The organism is Paenibacillus sp. EKM211P (assembly GCF_011066175.1).
Classification (GTDB): domain Bacteria; phylum Bacillota; class Bacilli; order Paenibacillales; family Paenibacillaceae; genus Paenibacillus; species Paenibacillus polymyxa.
This window is the reverse complement of sequence record NZ_JAAMNS010000023.1, coordinates 62,798-77,988: the sequence shown is the minus strand read 5'-3', so window position 1 is coordinate 77,988 and position 15,191 is coordinate 62,798. Positions and strand designations below refer to the sequence as shown.

11 protein-coding genes are annotated in these 15,191 nt (G+C 45.8%); 3 read left to right on the top strand and 8 right to left on the bottom strand.

Annotated features, from left to right (window positions below; genetic code table 11):
- The first annotated feature begins 190 nt into the window (after positions 1–190).
- On the top strand, positions 191–706 hold the full coding sequence (locus tag G9G57_RS23900; RefSeq protein WP_016818604.1) for a thioredoxin family protein: 516 nt from the start codon (positions 191–193) through the stop codon (positions 704–706).
- Positions 707–901: 195 nt separating this feature from the next.
- On the opposite strand, the gene G9G57_RS23895 is transcribed toward G9G57_RS23900, so the two are convergent.
- Entirely contained in the window at positions 902–2,257 is a 1,356-nt protein-coding gene (locus G9G57_RS23895) for a sugar phosphate nucleotidyltransferase (RefSeq protein WP_164965642.1), read from the bottom strand.
- 160 nt (positions 2,258–2,417) lie between these two features.
- Here G9G57_RS23895 and G9G57_RS23890 point away from each other — a divergent pair, with 160 nt between their 5' ends.
- Positions 2,418–3,113 (top strand): response regulator transcription factor, encoded by a 696-nt coding sequence (locus tag G9G57_RS23890; protein ID WP_016818602.1) that lies wholly within the window; start codon positions 2,418–2,420, stop codon positions 3,111–3,113.
- A 40-nt stretch (positions 3,114–3,153) separates the two neighbouring features.
- Here G9G57_RS23890 and G9G57_RS23885 read toward each other — a convergent pair whose 3' ends face one another.
- From G9G57_RS23885 to G9G57_RS23875, 3 genes are read right to left on the bottom strand one after another with little or no spacing between them, the layout of a single operon-like run.
- Positions 3,154–7,581: a hypothetical protein gene (locus G9G57_RS23885; RefSeq protein ID WP_164965641.1), complete on the bottom strand. Its 4,428-nt coding sequence runs from the start codon at positions 7,579–7,581 to the stop codon at positions 3,154–3,156.
- A 52-nt stretch (positions 7,582–7,633) separates the two neighbouring features.
- The gene (locus G9G57_RS23880; protein ID WP_017427391.1) at positions 7,634–9,367 is read right to left on the bottom strand and encodes a HAMP domain-containing histidine kinase; all 1,734 of its coding nucleotides are present in this window, start codon (positions 9,365–9,367) and stop codon (positions 7,634–7,636) included.
- Complete coding sequence (locus G9G57_RS23875) at positions 9,364–9,810, bottom strand: hypothetical protein (RefSeq protein WP_017427390.1); 447 nt, start codon at positions 9,808–9,810, stop codon at positions 9,364–9,366. Before G9G57_RS23875 ends, G9G57_RS23880 begins: the two co-directional genes overlap by 4 nt.
- A gap of 45 nt (positions 9,811–9,855) precedes the next feature.
- Here G9G57_RS23875 and G9G57_RS23870 point away from each other — a divergent pair, with 45 nt between their 5' ends.
- Positions 9,856–10,560, top strand: a complete 705-nt coding sequence (locus G9G57_RS23870) for a response regulator (protein ID WP_017427389.1) — start codon at positions 9,856–9,858, stop codon at positions 10,558–10,560.
- Here the strand turns inward: G9G57_RS23870 and G9G57_RS23865 are convergent.
- Genes G9G57_RS23865 through G9G57_RS23850 form a run of 4 tightly spaced genes read right to left on the bottom strand, consistent with a single transcriptional unit; the run spans position 10,528 to position 15,001 of the window.
- Positions 10,528–11,439 (bottom strand): glycosyltransferase family 2 protein, encoded by a 912-nt coding sequence (locus G9G57_RS23865; RefSeq protein WP_044787385.1) that lies wholly within the window; start codon positions 11,437–11,439, stop codon positions 10,528–10,530. The two genes, G9G57_RS23870 and G9G57_RS23865, sit on opposite strands and share 33 nt — an antisense overlap.
- The gene (locus G9G57_RS23860; protein ID WP_045244846.1) at positions 11,399–12,625 is read right to left on the bottom strand and encodes a glycosyltransferase family 4 protein; all 1,227 of its coding nucleotides are present in this window, start codon (positions 12,623–12,625) and stop codon (positions 11,399–11,401) included. Before G9G57_RS23860 ends, G9G57_RS23865 begins: the two co-directional genes overlap by 41 nt.
- Entirely contained in the window at positions 12,622–13,875 is a 1,254-nt protein-coding gene (locus tag G9G57_RS23855) for a transporter (RefSeq protein WP_103042564.1), read from the bottom strand. Before G9G57_RS23855 ends, G9G57_RS23860 begins: the two co-directional genes overlap by 4 nt.
- Before the next feature lie 4 nt (positions 13,876–13,879).
- On the bottom strand, positions 13,880–15,001 hold the full coding sequence (locus G9G57_RS23850) for a glycosyltransferase (protein ID WP_045244847.1): 1,122 nt from the start codon (positions 14,999–15,001) through the stop codon (positions 13,880–13,882).
- Positions 15,002–15,191 lie beyond the last annotated feature (190 nt).

The following is a 15,191-nucleotide window of genomic DNA, read 5'->3' as shown; positions in this document are numbered from 1 at the left end:
ATATAACATTAACGCGGTGTCGTCTTAAACAAATTTAACATAAAAATAGGCTGTCGAAACTTTCTCGACAGCCTGAGAAGCTTTCCTAATGGAAAGCTTCTTTTTTTATACATCATGAGACAAGTGTTACAGCGAAAAATGGAAATATCATATATTGTAAGTTTGAGATTGTAAAAAAAGGAGGATTTCTGTGAAAAAAGGATATATCGCCGGGTTAAGTGTCATTGTGTTGCTTATCATTGGTATCGCTATTTCAGCTGTAGTTAAATTTCAAGACCTGGAGCAGGTAGTTCAGCAGAAAGATAAAGAGATCCAAGCGAGCAAAAGCAATTACCCCGAAATATATGACCACTTGAATGCGGTTACAATGGATGGTTTTAAACAATTGATTCAGCAGGATCAAAGTGTATTTGTCTATGTTGGCAGACCCAGTTGTGGCGACTGCAATCGGTTTGAGCCTAACTTTAACAAGATGATTGAACAGTATAATCTGGGCTCCAAAATTACTTTTTTAAACGTTCACAAAATTCATAAGGACAAATCCCAATGGAATAAGTTCAAAGCAGATTACAACGTAAAATACACCCCCACGATTGCAGAATTCAGGAACGGCAAGCTGGTGGATAAAATAGAATGGACGCCAAAAAGAGATCTCAGTACAGATGCAGTAAAAGAATGGCTAACCTCCAAAAAACTCATTTTATAAGCCTCTTTCCTATCCAATTCATTAAGAACAATACGAGTTGTTCATGCAAAAAGGTATTCAAGCGAACAACGCATGAATACCTTTTTATTGAGAATGTCCAAATCATCAAGCTGATTAAAAAATAGTTCCTAGCACTCTTCACTGGCTTCGGATGAACCTCGTTCTTACCCGTTCGTTCCTATATTACAGGCACCTTTATACAGTACGAGCATCCATCGAATCAGGAAATTCATATCGAATAATATCCGTTTCGGATACGATATGTCCGATTTGTGACTCAATGAATTCCAAATCTCCCTCTACTGCACCTATAAAATGCTTGGTACCAGGTTCTACAACGATGACCATACCAGGGCTGACTGTCTGTGTCATCCCATTGATACAGACGCTTCCGGTTCCTGAAACAATGGTCCAAACTTCTTTTCGGAACTGATGCTCATGATAGCTGATAAATCTCCCGTTCGAAATGACAACACGTTTGGTGACTGTTTGTAACCCGCTTGCCGCTTGTTGATGGGACAAGACCGTTTGCTTTCCCCAGAATCGCTCCTCAAAACGCGGTCCAATTTCAATTTCTGCCACCATATCCTTAATTCCTGTTGATGATTGTCGATCCGTAACCAGCACACCATCCGGCCCAGCAACAACAATAATGTTTGGGACATTCCAGATGCTAACCGGAATTTCCAGTTCATTGATGATATGCGAGTCATGTGATGCTTCCGAAATATATCCGGGACCGCTTAGCTTTGAACTTACTTCCCGCACCAACGAATCCCACGTTCCCAAGTCCCTCCACTCTCCATGATATGGGAGCACGGAGAGCTTACGAGTGTGCTCTACTACCGCAATATCAAAGCTGGTTTTAGGCAAGTCTGCGTAATTTGTCGAAAGTGTTTTATAATCGGCTGGTAAACTCATTTGCGCCAGCACATCCAATAAAAAGCCGAGTCTAAAAGCAAACACTCCGCAGTTCCATAAGGCTCCTTCACGGATCAAGGCTTCAGATCGAATCAGATCGGGCTTTTCTACAAATGAACTCACCCTATAATATTCCTGGTCAAGTAAAGGAGCTGAAGGCACAATATATCCATATTTATCTGAGGGCTCCGTTGGAACAGCCCCCATCAATGCGATATGGCTTCCTGATTGCTCTAATATGGAAGGAAGCCTGCGCAGATGCTCGAAAAATTCATCCCCCGCATAGCCATCCACCGGCATGACCCCCACGATCTCGTCACGTGATGCACCTGCAATGTCATGCAAGTAAGCGGTAGCCAAGGAAATGGCCGGGAAGGTATCCCGCTGAGTCGGCTCCTCAATCACTACAGCGTCTCCACCAATTTGTCCCTGAATCAGTTCGACCTGAGTTCCACTCGTAGAAAAATAGGCTTGATCTGCCAAATTCGCCTCATCCAACTGCCTCCATATCCGTTGCAGCATGCTTTCCGGCCGCTCGTCATGACGTAGGATGGAAAGAAACTGCTTCGGACGGTTCACATTGGATAAGGGCCATAGACGTTTACCCGAGCCTCCGGATAATAAAATCATTCGCAAAGATGCAACCTTCTTCCTCTAAATTCATATTTTCTTACATTATTGGACTGTTTGCTTTTCGTGCTTTTGCCGAATACATAAGTATGTATCATCGTAGAACATACATAGTTATGCCATGTTAATGGTATCTTTGTCCGTACAGGAGATGTCAGTCATGCCTATAAAAATACTCATCCTTGAAGATCAAAAAAGTTTGGCTGATATGATTGCTCTTCATCTTCAGGAGGAAGGCTATCATACCGAACTAATCTATGATTGTAAACTCGCAATTCCTACATTAATGCACTTTAAGCCGGACATTATTGTGACCGCTCTAATGTTTTCCGGTAAAGTCGAATCTGAGCTAATCAGTCACATCCGTCAATTCACCACGGTTCCTATGCTCGTCATCTCTAATAACACCCTGCTGAATATAAGAATAAAGGCTCTGGATGACGGAGCGGATGACTTTTTATGCAAACCTTTCAGTCTGAGGGAGCTAAATGCCCGCATCAAAGCCTTGCTGCGCCGCAGTGGTAGCAACATGCTCACTGAATCACGAACGATAACCCAAAAGCTTAAAAAGGTAAGAGTTTGGGTGAATGATTACCGTCATAGCCTGTTGGTCGATGACCAGGAAATCGAAGTTACTCACATCGAATTTTCTATTATAAAAGAGATGTCCAGCAATCCAGGGAAAGTTTTTACCCGTAGCGAGCTGATGGATCGGGTCAAAGGCGGAGATGGCGCTTATCTGGACCGTACCATCGACGTACATATCTCCAGCCTCCGCAAAAAAATTGAACGTGATCCTAAAAATCCTCAGCATATCCGTACCGTTTGGGGCAGAGGCTACAAATACGAGATGTAGCCATATTGTGGCGCCTGTTTCCCTCCGGGCAGCTTGCTTCTTATGGAATTTTCCGCTTATTCCATCGCCGATATGGAAGAAAACAAGCTGCTCCGCTCAGGATCCCTATGACAAACAATACCCAGCCAAAACGGTAGGCTGAAGCCAGAATAACGACAACCTTACCGTTTCCGCTGCCATTCGTTATGAATCCGGTAGTTACTCCATTCACAGACAGACGCGCTCGCTGATTTTCGTTACCCAGCCTGAACTCCCATAGTGGATTGGGTGATTCCGTCTCCCGGATCAGCACCTGCTGATGCATTGGATTATATAGCGTAAAACTACGTTCCATGGAATTTTCACGAGTAGCCTGAATGCTTTCCGCAGCGTGTGGTGCCATAAAAAAGGTATCCATATCCGTTCCCTCAAACAGCGTAAATTGATCCACTGTAATCATCGCTTGATAAGGGATGATGGAATATTGCTTCATTTGAAATAAGCCCGTCTGCTTCTTGTGCGCATGCGCTAAAATCTGAAACTGCATCATGGTGGTTCCTGCCGGAGCCTTTACAATCTGGTCATAATGATTCCATTGCTCCTTATCTCTCTCCTCCACCTCATCAATATAGGAGGTTTGAAGAACCTGGGACGCTTTATTTAAGAAAATGACCTTCATGTGCCGACTTCCAATTTGTTCTGACCGTGCATCCAACTGCACGGCATACTCTTGCAGCGGTTCCGCCTTCATTTTTTTGGACGCATAAATATTCCAATCACAGGAATAGCTAGGTGCGTAACGGATGGACAGTTCTGTGTCCTTGATGGATAGATCCGTCTGGCCAGGTCGAATATCTGCTACACAACCAACATCCGTGCTCAATGATTCCTTCGTGTCCTGCCCAGGCATCACGATCACTTCCTGCCCGCCCATTCGATGAATATCTGCAAAATGGCTCAATGACGGCACCTGACTGTCCAGTACAAGGGTTAAGCGATATTTTCCCTTGGTTAAGAACAGATTTTTAAATTCGACTCGGCCATAGTCGTTCAGCAGACCGGGAATTTGTATGCTTTTCTTGGCAAAGCTATCTTGGTTGGGCACCGTTTCAATAACCTGCTTTTCGGATAAAGAGGTAGCGGGTAATCGCTTATAAGAGTCCTCCGTACGAATCGTTCTGGTCAGTACCTCTCCAGTCTCTTCATTCTTCCATTTCATGGTTAACGATCCTTCATATCCGGCAGGTAAATTAGCCAAAATAGCTGTGGCATAGGTTCCCGTTTTGGCGACTTCCACTTCTCTGCTTAACGTCCCTTTTTGGTAACTGATTCCCCGCCCCATACTAAGTCTAGGTAAAGCACGTTCCGTCTGCACATTCCCTTGAGCATTAAAATCGTTCTCTGCCTCCAAGGTGAAAAAGAGCTTACCCCGCTTCAATGCCTGCTCCACCGGAAAAGATAACCGATCCAGTTGATCCACAGGAACAATCGCAAATTGATTGACCGCATTAAAGCCTTGCAGGTTATTAACCGTGATTGGGTTATCTCCCTTTGGAAAAACATGTTCTCCCAAATCAACCCATTGAAATTGGTTTAATCCCTCATCACGGGTCTTGATGTTAGCCACTCCATCGGGCAGTGTGACTTGTATTTTCCCGCCTGCCTTATTCATGAACACTCTTGCATATACATGCGAGGTTTGAGGCTGGTCCATCTTTTTATGCATCGTAAACGTGTTGGGCTTGCTGTATTTCCCCAAATCACGCAGCTGAATATCGTGAATCCACCAGTAATTTTTTTGCTGCGGACGCTGGAGGGTTAATAAATCCATTCGCATCCAATAGCTTCCAGGCGGCGAGACGTATTCCCCGTAAAATTTTACACTGTCAAAATTATATCCCTCTGAAGGCGCCACAACATAGCTAACCCCCAGCTCACGCATTTGCTTATCATAAAACCTCATTTTTACATGCATTTTGTTCGTCCCACGACCAGAAACGGTGATGTGGAACTGATATGGGTTATTTTCCTTGGCTTCTAGCAATCCCGATCTAGCAACCTGCCATATATTACTCGGATCTCCCTTCATAATCTCACCATGCAGAGTCGGCACGTCGTTCGATTCCTCTCGGGGGTTAGCCTGCACACTGAACAACTGTGGATTATCAGGCTTGAAAAAGGTTTCCGTTCTCAGCATAGAGTCAAAATCAAGCACCGTTTTGCCTTCAATACTGCTCATCTGATAGGGTGCCACATCCAGCTTCTTACTGGCGAAGGTGACCGCAATCCCTGCATCCATCTCCATATCAAACGGGAAGTTCCGTATATTTTGGGAGGATAAATACCACAACCAATCGTTGGTTGATGCAAAAGTTTTTGACCATTTCAAAAATGCATTGCCATCCTCAATGGCATCAAAAGGCCGCAAGTAATCCTCTGCCGGGAGCTGGGACAACAGCAAGTCATTAAAGGAGGCTGCCTCCACATAATCCCCCTTGTTGACCGTCTGAATGGTGTTTAACTCAGGCTTTAACGCGCTGAACAGCACGCCAAAGCGGCTGAAATCAAAACCAGGCAGATGACTGTAGCTCTCCAGTCGGCTAAATCCGTAAGGTGTCACAATTTTACTTGCAAGAATATTCATATAGGGCGGTGTCTGATCAAGATTGAATATGGAAAACAAATCGTTCTTATACGTACGTTTCAACCCGGTCTGACCTTCCAGCTGAGACAGGTGGAAATCCTGCCGCTTCTCCTGTCCTTCATATTCATCATGGTAGACCAGCTGGTTGACCCCAAAGGTAGAGAACAGCCAGCCTAATCGCGAGCTTAGTCCGTTGTCCATAACATACTGTAGAAAATTCATATAGTATGTGATACCGGGATCATTGCCTTCATGATGAAAGATCGTATTTTTAGGAGAAGAGTATACCTGAAAATCCCCGGTCGCCTTCTCGGTTGCCGTTTTTCCTTTATTCCATTTGGGCGTCGCTACTCCGTTATAGCTTTGAATCATATTATCAGCAATCGGAAAATACAGTGCCTTGCTGTCAAAACGATCTGGGTCAGTCAGCTTTTCAGCCATTTGACTATAAGCCTTCGGCACTTGTACCGGCTTGTAGTACCCCTCAATGAACTGGGTACGCAAGGGAGCAAAATATACGCCCAGGCACAAAACGACGATAACAACCGCCAGCTTTTTATACACACGCTGTAGCGGCGATGATCCAAACCATTCCATACATTGAATGACGCCAAAGGTCAGCAACACACCGAAATTAAGGGAAAGCAGTCCAATAAATTTGTTAGGATCACGGAAAACCGAACCAATCACAGGGGTTTTCGTAACCAAAATAACAAACCACTTGGCAATGGACGGAAATGTCGTTCCAGTCGCTGCAACCATAAATAACAGCGTAAGGAGCGAGAAGATCAGAATGATCGGATTTTTATGTGAACGTGTCACCATCGCGTATCCGATCAATAGCAATAAGAATCCCCCACCTACATAAAACATCGCAGGCAGTGAGGAAAAGGAGAACATTGGCCACCAATAGCTCAGTAAATAACCCACATTATATAAACTGCTATTACGGCTGAACAGAGACAACGTATCCACGACGTTGATATTATGCTGAGACGCTTGAGCGTCCATCAACATGCTACCTACATACAGGGACAACCAGTAAAAACTAAGCAGTCCGAAAAACACACCAAAAATCATGCCTTTACGCAAAAAATTACTGTATAAGGGCTGTAAATAGGCGCGCCCGGCTTTACGATGAGTCCAGGTCAGTTTGAGCAGCAGCAACATGGTGAACAATCCCAAATAAATCATCCCGAAGAAAAAATAATGAATGGCCGCAGCACTAACAGTGAATACTGCAGCCAGCAGGAACAGGTCAATCCAGTTCCGCTGATACAACTTATGGGGATGATAGTTTTTAATTTGTTGAATTTGAAACTTGGGGTCCACCGCACTGAAAAAGAATCGCAGCATTAACGGAAACAAACTATACCCACAGAGCAAATAAATATGCTGGATGCGAAAAATAACCCACGGATTCAGTGCGTAAAACAACGAACCAACCATGATGGCAAAAATACGGGTTTTCGTAAAACTTGGTGAATAATACACGCTGACCAGTCGCTTGGCAAAGGCATACATCGAAAATGCCGAGACAAATAACAAGCCTGTGATAAACGACTTGAGCAAGACCGGGCCGCTTTCGTCAAATAATAGTGAAAGTCCATAGAAGGGCAAGATGTACAGGATACGTGGAGCATTGAACAAGGTCGAGGTAGACCATCGTTCGTTCCATACCCCGGTTATTTCCTCCAGATACCGATGAGAGGTGGCTCCAAAGGCAATGTCACTGAATACGATTTGTCCTAATCCATAGATGGGGGCAAGATATGCGACAATCGCAGCCAGCATCAATAGGATTGCCGCCATATCGTAGCGGTAGCGAAATATCCACTTTTTCATGCTTGTCCCCCTCTCTTGAACCTCTTGTATCTGTTGGTTATCTTGGGCCTATCTATCTTCTCAAATGAACGATGGCCTGCAATCCCTGATCGGTGTTACGCAGCTTTAAGCGACCACCTATAGTCTTCAGATATGCATCCATGTGATACAGGCTGAACGTATGCTCCTGTGCGTTTTGGGAATAGTCCGGCTGGAAATAGCTCCAACGCATCTTGTCATCAATCCCGCCGCCTGTGTCTTCAATGATAATCATAATTTCAGCTTCTTCCAGCCGTGAGCTAACCTTAAGCATATGAGATTGCCGCTTGGACCGCAGACCCGTTCGGCTCCGTTCCTGATCCTCCAGCTGCTCTCCATCTTGGTTCATGGCCTGCACTGCATTTTCCAGCAGCCCCTGAATTGTTTTGTACAGCATGGGTGCTTGTGCTGCAATGGATGGAACTGGCTCTTGCCGCAAGATCACTTGAATGTGCTTCATATTCAGCGAACGGTTCGCCCATTTCAGCGATTCGGACAATACCTCATTCATATCGGTGAAGCTAATTCCGCTATTATCATGCATTTTCTCTTCCAGCTCATCACGCAAACTACGGACGCCTGTCAGTAATTCTCCTAGTGAGGATTCCTGTCTGAGACGACCCTGAATGAAATTTTCATTCAGCTCGCGGAAATACTCCAGTTCCTCATGAGATGCTCCTTTTCCCTGACTGGAAGACACTTCAAAGCGGTTGGCTAGATCTTGATAAAATCCCAACAGCTTTAAATCATCGCCGCCTGTGAGACGGCTAGTCTGTTCTTGCAGCTCTTGCAGCTGTTGCTCAATCGTCTGCATTAACGGCAAATAATACGTGTCCTGCTGCTGTCGCATATCTTCATCCCGCCGCTGGTCACGCACTTGATTGTTCACGATGGCATCTTTCACAATCCGTTTGCGGAACTGTATGAGCATGGCCCACAAAATAATGAGTATTAGAGCCATCACCATCCACAACTGTTTGCGAAAGGAGCTAATTCGCTGGGGGGTGTCCTGACTGATATCCTTAACCGATATGTAAAGGGCCTCTTCCCCAATGCGGCTGAATCCTATTCCGTATTTCTCTCCACGATCTTCAACGATACCCGTATTGCCCTCCAGCAGCCTACGGGTTACACTCGTGATGTCCGTCCGGTTGATATCCGAAGTACTTCGGGAAGCTACGATCTTGAATTGACCGTTATAAAATAAAGTCTCATGCTGATTCACCGGCTTACTTTTAACAATTCCACTAAGCATTTCAGCGTCAACTGTACGCACCATAAAACCGCCCGTCTGCGCCCCTTGAATCCTGCACGCTATGTACTGGGCAGGCTGATGATCCTCAGTCACAAAAGAGCTTACCGCACAACCATTTTGCAGCCATTTAATCTGCTGGACCGCATTCCTCATCTCACGATTGTCACGTCCGACCATCACATGATACTGTTCATCCAGCACATAAAAAGACCCGCTCTCACGCTTAAACCCCACAGCATATTGACGTGTTCCCTGATTCAGCATCTCTCTGCCCAGACTGGACGACAGCTCTTTTAGCTCAGCTTGCCATGCGGCATAATGCTCCGTTATGCTGCCAGACAGTTCCTGTACCTCATCCTGGAGCTGCTCGTTCTGAATTTCCGCCAAGTGACCGCTGAATTGCCGCATGACGAACCATTGTAGCACAGCGGCCAAGAACACTGTCACACACAAAACCATCAGGTACAGGATCAGCTTTTGCCAACTTGGTTTCAACAAAGCCCATTGCTTCATGACCTGGCCCCTCCATTTTGTTCAAGACGGCTCAAAATCGCTTGCATCAGGCATTCCAGCTCGTAGCTGACCAGCGGTAGCCGTGCGCACAGCAACCGGGGAGTGCGGCGCTGGAGTGCGGCAAACCTCGCAGCGGTTTCCGTTGCCCCGTCTGTCAGCAGGATCAACTCGCATGTTTTGGCTATATATAGACGATCCAAATCTTCCTCGCTGTATGCTCGCAGATCAACAACGTAAATATCATGACGATCTTCCATATGCTGAAGTGCGCTGGAGACAGCCAAGGTCACCCCTGTATGTCGCGCAGCATGATATTCGTGAAGAAGACGCATCCCTTTTTCCCAGAGCGCATGTTCAGCCGAATCAAATCGTTCACAAAAAAGACGCAACGCCCGTTCTGTACTGACATCTTTCAAAAATGCCAAAACGCTGATATTATACATGTAGTTCCTCATTTCTTACTTCCTGATTGGAGTTGCGCAGTTCTTATGACACCCCAAAACATTCTATTTGTTGACGACAGCCCCATGGTGCTGTCCCTGCTAGAACGGACATTGACGCAAGAAACATTCACCTTACATACCGCTCACACGCCTAAAGAAGCTCTGCAAGTGCTGGAAAAGTACCCGATTGATGTTGTCGTTTCCGATCTGCTTATGCCTGGTTTGGACGGGATTACGTTCCTTCGTATGATTAAGAAGGATTATCCGCACATTGTACGCATCATTTTGTCTGGTCACCTGCATACACAGTCTATTTTATCGGCCATTAATCAAGTCGGCGTGTTCCGTTTTTTGACGAAACCGCTGGAGCTGGATGATGATACGCTAAAAAAGATACTGTATGAGGCGCTTGATCAGGCCCGACTCAATCGAAACAGCCTGTATGCAGACCAGAACGTCGCATCAGACCTATCGGTATTTATAAACAGCATTTTGAATGCTCCGTACCGACCGTATGTCCTGCTGAATGAACAAGATGTCGTAACCGCCGTACACATTGCACTTGCTGAGCTGTATCCTGTCGGCTGCTCACTGCGTCATCCTGCTGGCGAAGGTATTCAGTTAACTCCGCATTCATTATATATACCGTATGAGGAGCCGGAATCTTCCGATCCCGACCTGTACTCACTGGATACGCTGACCCTCGGTCATTCATCGTTACGCCTTATCCGCCTTAGCGAGATCGCCTGAGTGACGGGTGCCGCCCTTTAACACGGCGGCTACCCCAATCACAGTCAGGCAGGTGTACATCCACAACATCCCCCCCGTTAGCAGCGGATGGCGGATGTAGTTTTTCACATTCCCCCATGTATACAACACCGGACGGAAGAAGTACCAACGTTCCAGTGCCTTTCGCAATCCGCCCTCCTCAGATGACATCGTACGATCCATCACCGAGAAGTAGTAGGCTTTTTTACGTAATACATCCTGCAAATATACCTGTTTTTCATCATGATATACCCGTGTAAAAACCGCCCGGCGAATGACTCCGCCAGACTCTATATAGCGTAAGGTTGGCTGTATTTCTTCAAAAGCAATTTGCTCCGCATTAAATCCGCCTGTCGATTCGTAAGCGCTCATTCGCCAGAAGCGTGCAGCTTCAATGGAGCGTTTTCCCAAGGTCTCTCCTGCGTTGTTAATTACATTCCGCTCGAAAACCTTTACTTTGGAGAAAAAATTATTTGCTTCCGAATATGCCTCCTCTGGAATAACCAAGGCACCAATATCTTGATGATCGTCAAAAAAGTCGATGCTTTGCTGAATTAGATGTTCGGCTAAAATCATATCGGAATCCAATACAAATATGTATTCGGCACCCAAGCGCTTCGCTTCCTCAACCGCTTTGACTCTAGCAACTCCCCGCTCTCCATGAGGAAGCTCCAATACGGTAACGGGTACTGAGCTCCCTGCGGACAGCATACGAATCGTCTCAACCGTCCGATCACTGGAGCCATCATCGGCAATTACAATATGCAGATCCCTGTAATTTTGCCCCATACAGCTTCGCAAACAAGGCTCTATTGTACGTTCATTGTTGTACGTGGAGAAGAGAATGACCACTTTGTCCACTCTGTTCCGCCTCCTCTGTCCAATTCTCCATCAACTGCTCAAACGCGGCAGCTGTATGATCAAAATGAAATCTTAGCGCATATTGGTACGCTCGCTCACGGATGGCCATGTAATCTTCGCCACCCTCTGCCGCTCTTTCCATTTGTTCAGATAATCCTCGAATATCGCCGTGAAAGCATAAATATCCGCTTTTTCCGAAATCCGTCGCATCCACCAGACCGGGAGAATTGCTCACAATGCTGGGAGTTCCAACCGCTGCCGCTTCGGTAATCGTCAATCCCCAGCCTTCACGCAGGGAAGGGAATACGAGCGCATGGGCACGGCTCATCAGCTCCAGCTTATACTCTGCTGAAACAAATCCATAAAAGGTAATATCGGCTTGTGATTGTCCCTGTTCATCCGGTTCTCCGTATGTCAATCCATACCGTTCTATAATCGGCAATAATTGTTCTGTCACATAGGTTTTATCGGTTTTTCCGGCAATCCATAACATAGCCTGGGGGAACTTTTCCTTGAGCCGCCCAAAGGCTTCAACGACCAGATCAATGCCCTTATATTTAACAAAGCGTCCGGCATACATGAAGGTTGGGTTAGACTCCTTCGTCAAAAATTGTTCACGCGGCCAATGATCAAACTCAATGCCTTCCGGTAAAAGATGAACGCGATCTGGATGAAAGCCCAGCTTAAGCAGATCATACCGGGTAGACGGGGATACGGTGAGCGTCCGATCCTTCCGTGCCAGCTTAAGCATGAGGGGCTCCATATGAAATCCAATCATATTTAGCGGGAACCTGGCATTTTCATACCATATTTCCCTTGTTAGCTGATGTATGAAAAAAATTCGCTTGGATGCCTCCACCCAAAATCGGGTAAAGAACTGATGCGTATTCGCTTGATTAATTACATAGTCAATCTGCTGCCGATGACGACGGTAATAGCGCATCGCATAATAAATAACACTGTATATGTTTCCTTTTCGAATATACGTAATTCCGTCGATGACTTCATGCTCAGGCATCCCCTCAAATTGGGGTGAGAAATGAATGAACTGAAACCGGCCTTGCTGTGAGCGTTTCAGCATTTCATGGGTGAAAATTTCTGCTCCCCCGCTTTTCGGAGAACGAATGTCACGCCAGGAAAGCAATAGAACTACGGTCTTATCGTCCTGCTCTAGTATGGTATTCATGGGGTGATTCCTCCCCTTATCTTTATTTTGAACAAATACATATAGGCATCTATCACAAAGTAGAGAGACATAGCTCCGTACACAATGAACTCTGACAACAAAAAATCGATCGGGTCTGTGTGAGCCATATGAAAGGCTACTAATAAAGCTGCGGCTCCCGCCATCAGACTGAACATAAAGGTGCGTCTGCCCACTAATACGTGCACATGCACAAAAAATAGCACGATGGAAAAAAGCCAATACACCCAGCCTCCCCATGGAATATAGGCCTCAGCCGCCTGGTAAGAGGCTCCAAATAATATGGGAATAGAGGGTGGGAATATATAAGTTGTGCCCACATATACACACAGCGCGGCTACAGCCATTAATCCAGCATAGATTACAATTAACTTGCCCAAAGCCTGGCGGTCATGCCCCTGCGCACCGATCTTTGGAATAAAGGCAGCAATCAAGCTGTACGAAACGTAATAGACCAACTGGCTGTACTTCAGCGCAATGGCATAGCTGCTGGCCTGCTCAGGAAAATAATGCTGTACATACAACATGTCGATGGATATACAAAACAGAATGAATAAATTCGTCATAAGGCTGTCGGTGAAATCCTGACCTAGTGACTTCCATAACCCAGCAGGGATATGTTCTCCTCTATATGTCAATAGGGACAAGCCTTGGGCCGAAACGATCCAGCCGTGAAGCAACGACAGCAGCATTCCCCCACAGCTCGCTAATAGTAAGGCTTCCAGCCTTAACCCCAGGGCAGCCAGGACAAAAAACAGGCATAGCTTCCCTAATACCTCAATGTAATAGTTCACATTGAGCGCCAGCATGCGTTCCCTCCCCTGTAAATCTCCACGGCACGAACTCACCAGAATATGCAATCCGATCAAGGCATACAGCATGAACAGCGGGCCGGACTCAACGCCCAATAGCGAACGCAGCAACGGATGAAAGGAAAGTGAAATGATCATGGCAAGCAGAGTTAGCACTAGAGGTGCTTTTAGTAATAGAGAACCGAGCGGTAAGCTGCGTAGCAGAAGCTTCTGGTCAGCCTTGGATACCAGCTTGGCGGTTAACAGCTGGATGGATAAGCCCAATACGGACAACAGTGCAAAGAGGGCCAACAGCGCGTTCGCCTGACCATAGGCTTGTCCGGTAAGATACCAGCTCGCTGCAATGTGGAAGAAAAAATTGAATCCGTTAAGCAGCACATTAAAGAGGGGGAACATCAACGAACGCAATCGGTTGTTCACGTGGTTATCTCACCCGCCGATCCAGTCGCCAAATCTCAATGATAGAGCGCAAAAAACGAATGGAATCCTTCCAGACATGAATGTGCGAGCCATCTCGGTCAATGCATTTGACGGGTAGTTGCAGCACACGGAGCTGAAGTCGCTTGGCAATGAACATCATCTCCAGATCCAGCGCTAGTCCGAGTTGTTCCTTCAAATGTGGAAACATCCGCTTCACGGCAACCGAGCTCATCACTTTAAGACCCGTCTGGGAATCTACTACACCGGTTGGTAAAAAGGGGCGAGAGACGACCCGTTTGCCAAAGCTAACGATAGATCGCAATAAAGAACGATTCTCGGCGGTCATATCTTTGGTTCCAATCACAACATCATAGTAGCCCTGTTGAACAACATTGATCATTCTGGCAATATCCTCAATAAAAAAGGAATCGTCCGCGTCCACAAATACGTAGTAATCCGCACCGATGGTCCGCATTCCTTCCAGATACGTCCCTGCCTTGCGCGTATTGCGTCCCAATTCCCTTGTTTGAAGCAGTGGACTCAAGTTCTGGTTAATCCGGTTTACGGACAAGTCCGTTGCTGCCTCCAGCGCTTTAATCAAGGCATTCGTGCCATCGTGGCTACCATCATCAATGAGATAAATCGAACCCTCTATAATATGGCTGCGGATAAAGGCTTGCAGTCGCTCAGCAAAGGTTTTGACATGAACAAAACGTTTCTCTTCGTTATACACAGACAAGATGAATGCAACATGTTGGCTTTTAGTCGAATACTCGGGATAGAGCAAGCTTTGTATTTCAGAAAGTATTTCTTCGGTATCATTGGCTTGCCAAAATAGCAGACGCAATCGGCCTACTCCGATAATTTGCACCATATGCAGATCACTGAACGGAAAGGTTACATCCGTCACCAATAGCAATGGCATTTGTGGAAACTGGCTACGGATCTGATTAGCTTTCCGCACGGCTTGCCCCGGCTCCCTATAATCTATCAGGCAGCAACTTGCGCCCTCGTAGACTGAAGCTTCCTCCGTGTCCTCGCACTGTATATATTGGTAAAAACAAATCACATTGGGATAATCAATAGCCCTGTTGTTATCGCTAAAAATGGCTATAGGTCCCTGCACACAAACCTCTCCTTTTCCTCCGAATAATTCTATTTTGTTGAAAAAGAATTAAAAATGTTTGCTTAGTAAGATTAAATTAATGTCCAAATACTTCATATTTTCTTAACAAAATAGCTCACATCCCTTGATATATAAGCATTCAAGAGAAGAAAAACTAATTTTCATATTTAATAAAAACAGAGCATTTAGA

Bases quoted from the DNA above. Each gene is read 5' to 3' on its own strand.
- G9G57_RS23870 (WP_017427389.1), top strand. From the start codon at position 9,856: ATGACACCCCAAAACATTCTATTTGTTGACGACAGCCCCATGGTGCTG.
- G9G57_RS23880 (WP_017427391.1), bottom strand. From the start codon at position 9,367: ATGAAGCAATGGGCTTTGTTGAAACCAAGTTGGCAAAAGCTGATCCTG.
- G9G57_RS23890 (WP_016818602.1), top strand. From the start codon at position 2,418: ATGCCTATAAAAATACTCATCCTTGAAGATCAAAAAAGTTTGGCTGAT.
- G9G57_RS23895 (WP_164965642.1), bottom strand. From the start codon at position 2,257: ATGATTTTATTATCCGGAGGCTCGGGTAAACGTCTATGGCCCTTATCC.
- G9G57_RS23860 (WP_045244846.1), bottom strand. From the start codon at position 12,625: ATGAATACCATACTAGAGCAGGACGATAAGACCGTAGTTCTATTGCTT.
- G9G57_RS23885 (WP_164965641.1), bottom strand. From the start codon at position 7,581: ATGAAAAAGTGGATATTTCGCTACCGCTACGATATGGCGGCAATCCTA.
- G9G57_RS23875 (WP_017427390.1), bottom strand. From the start codon at position 9,810: ATGTATAATATCAGCGTTTTGGCATTTTTGAAAGATGTCAGTACAGAA.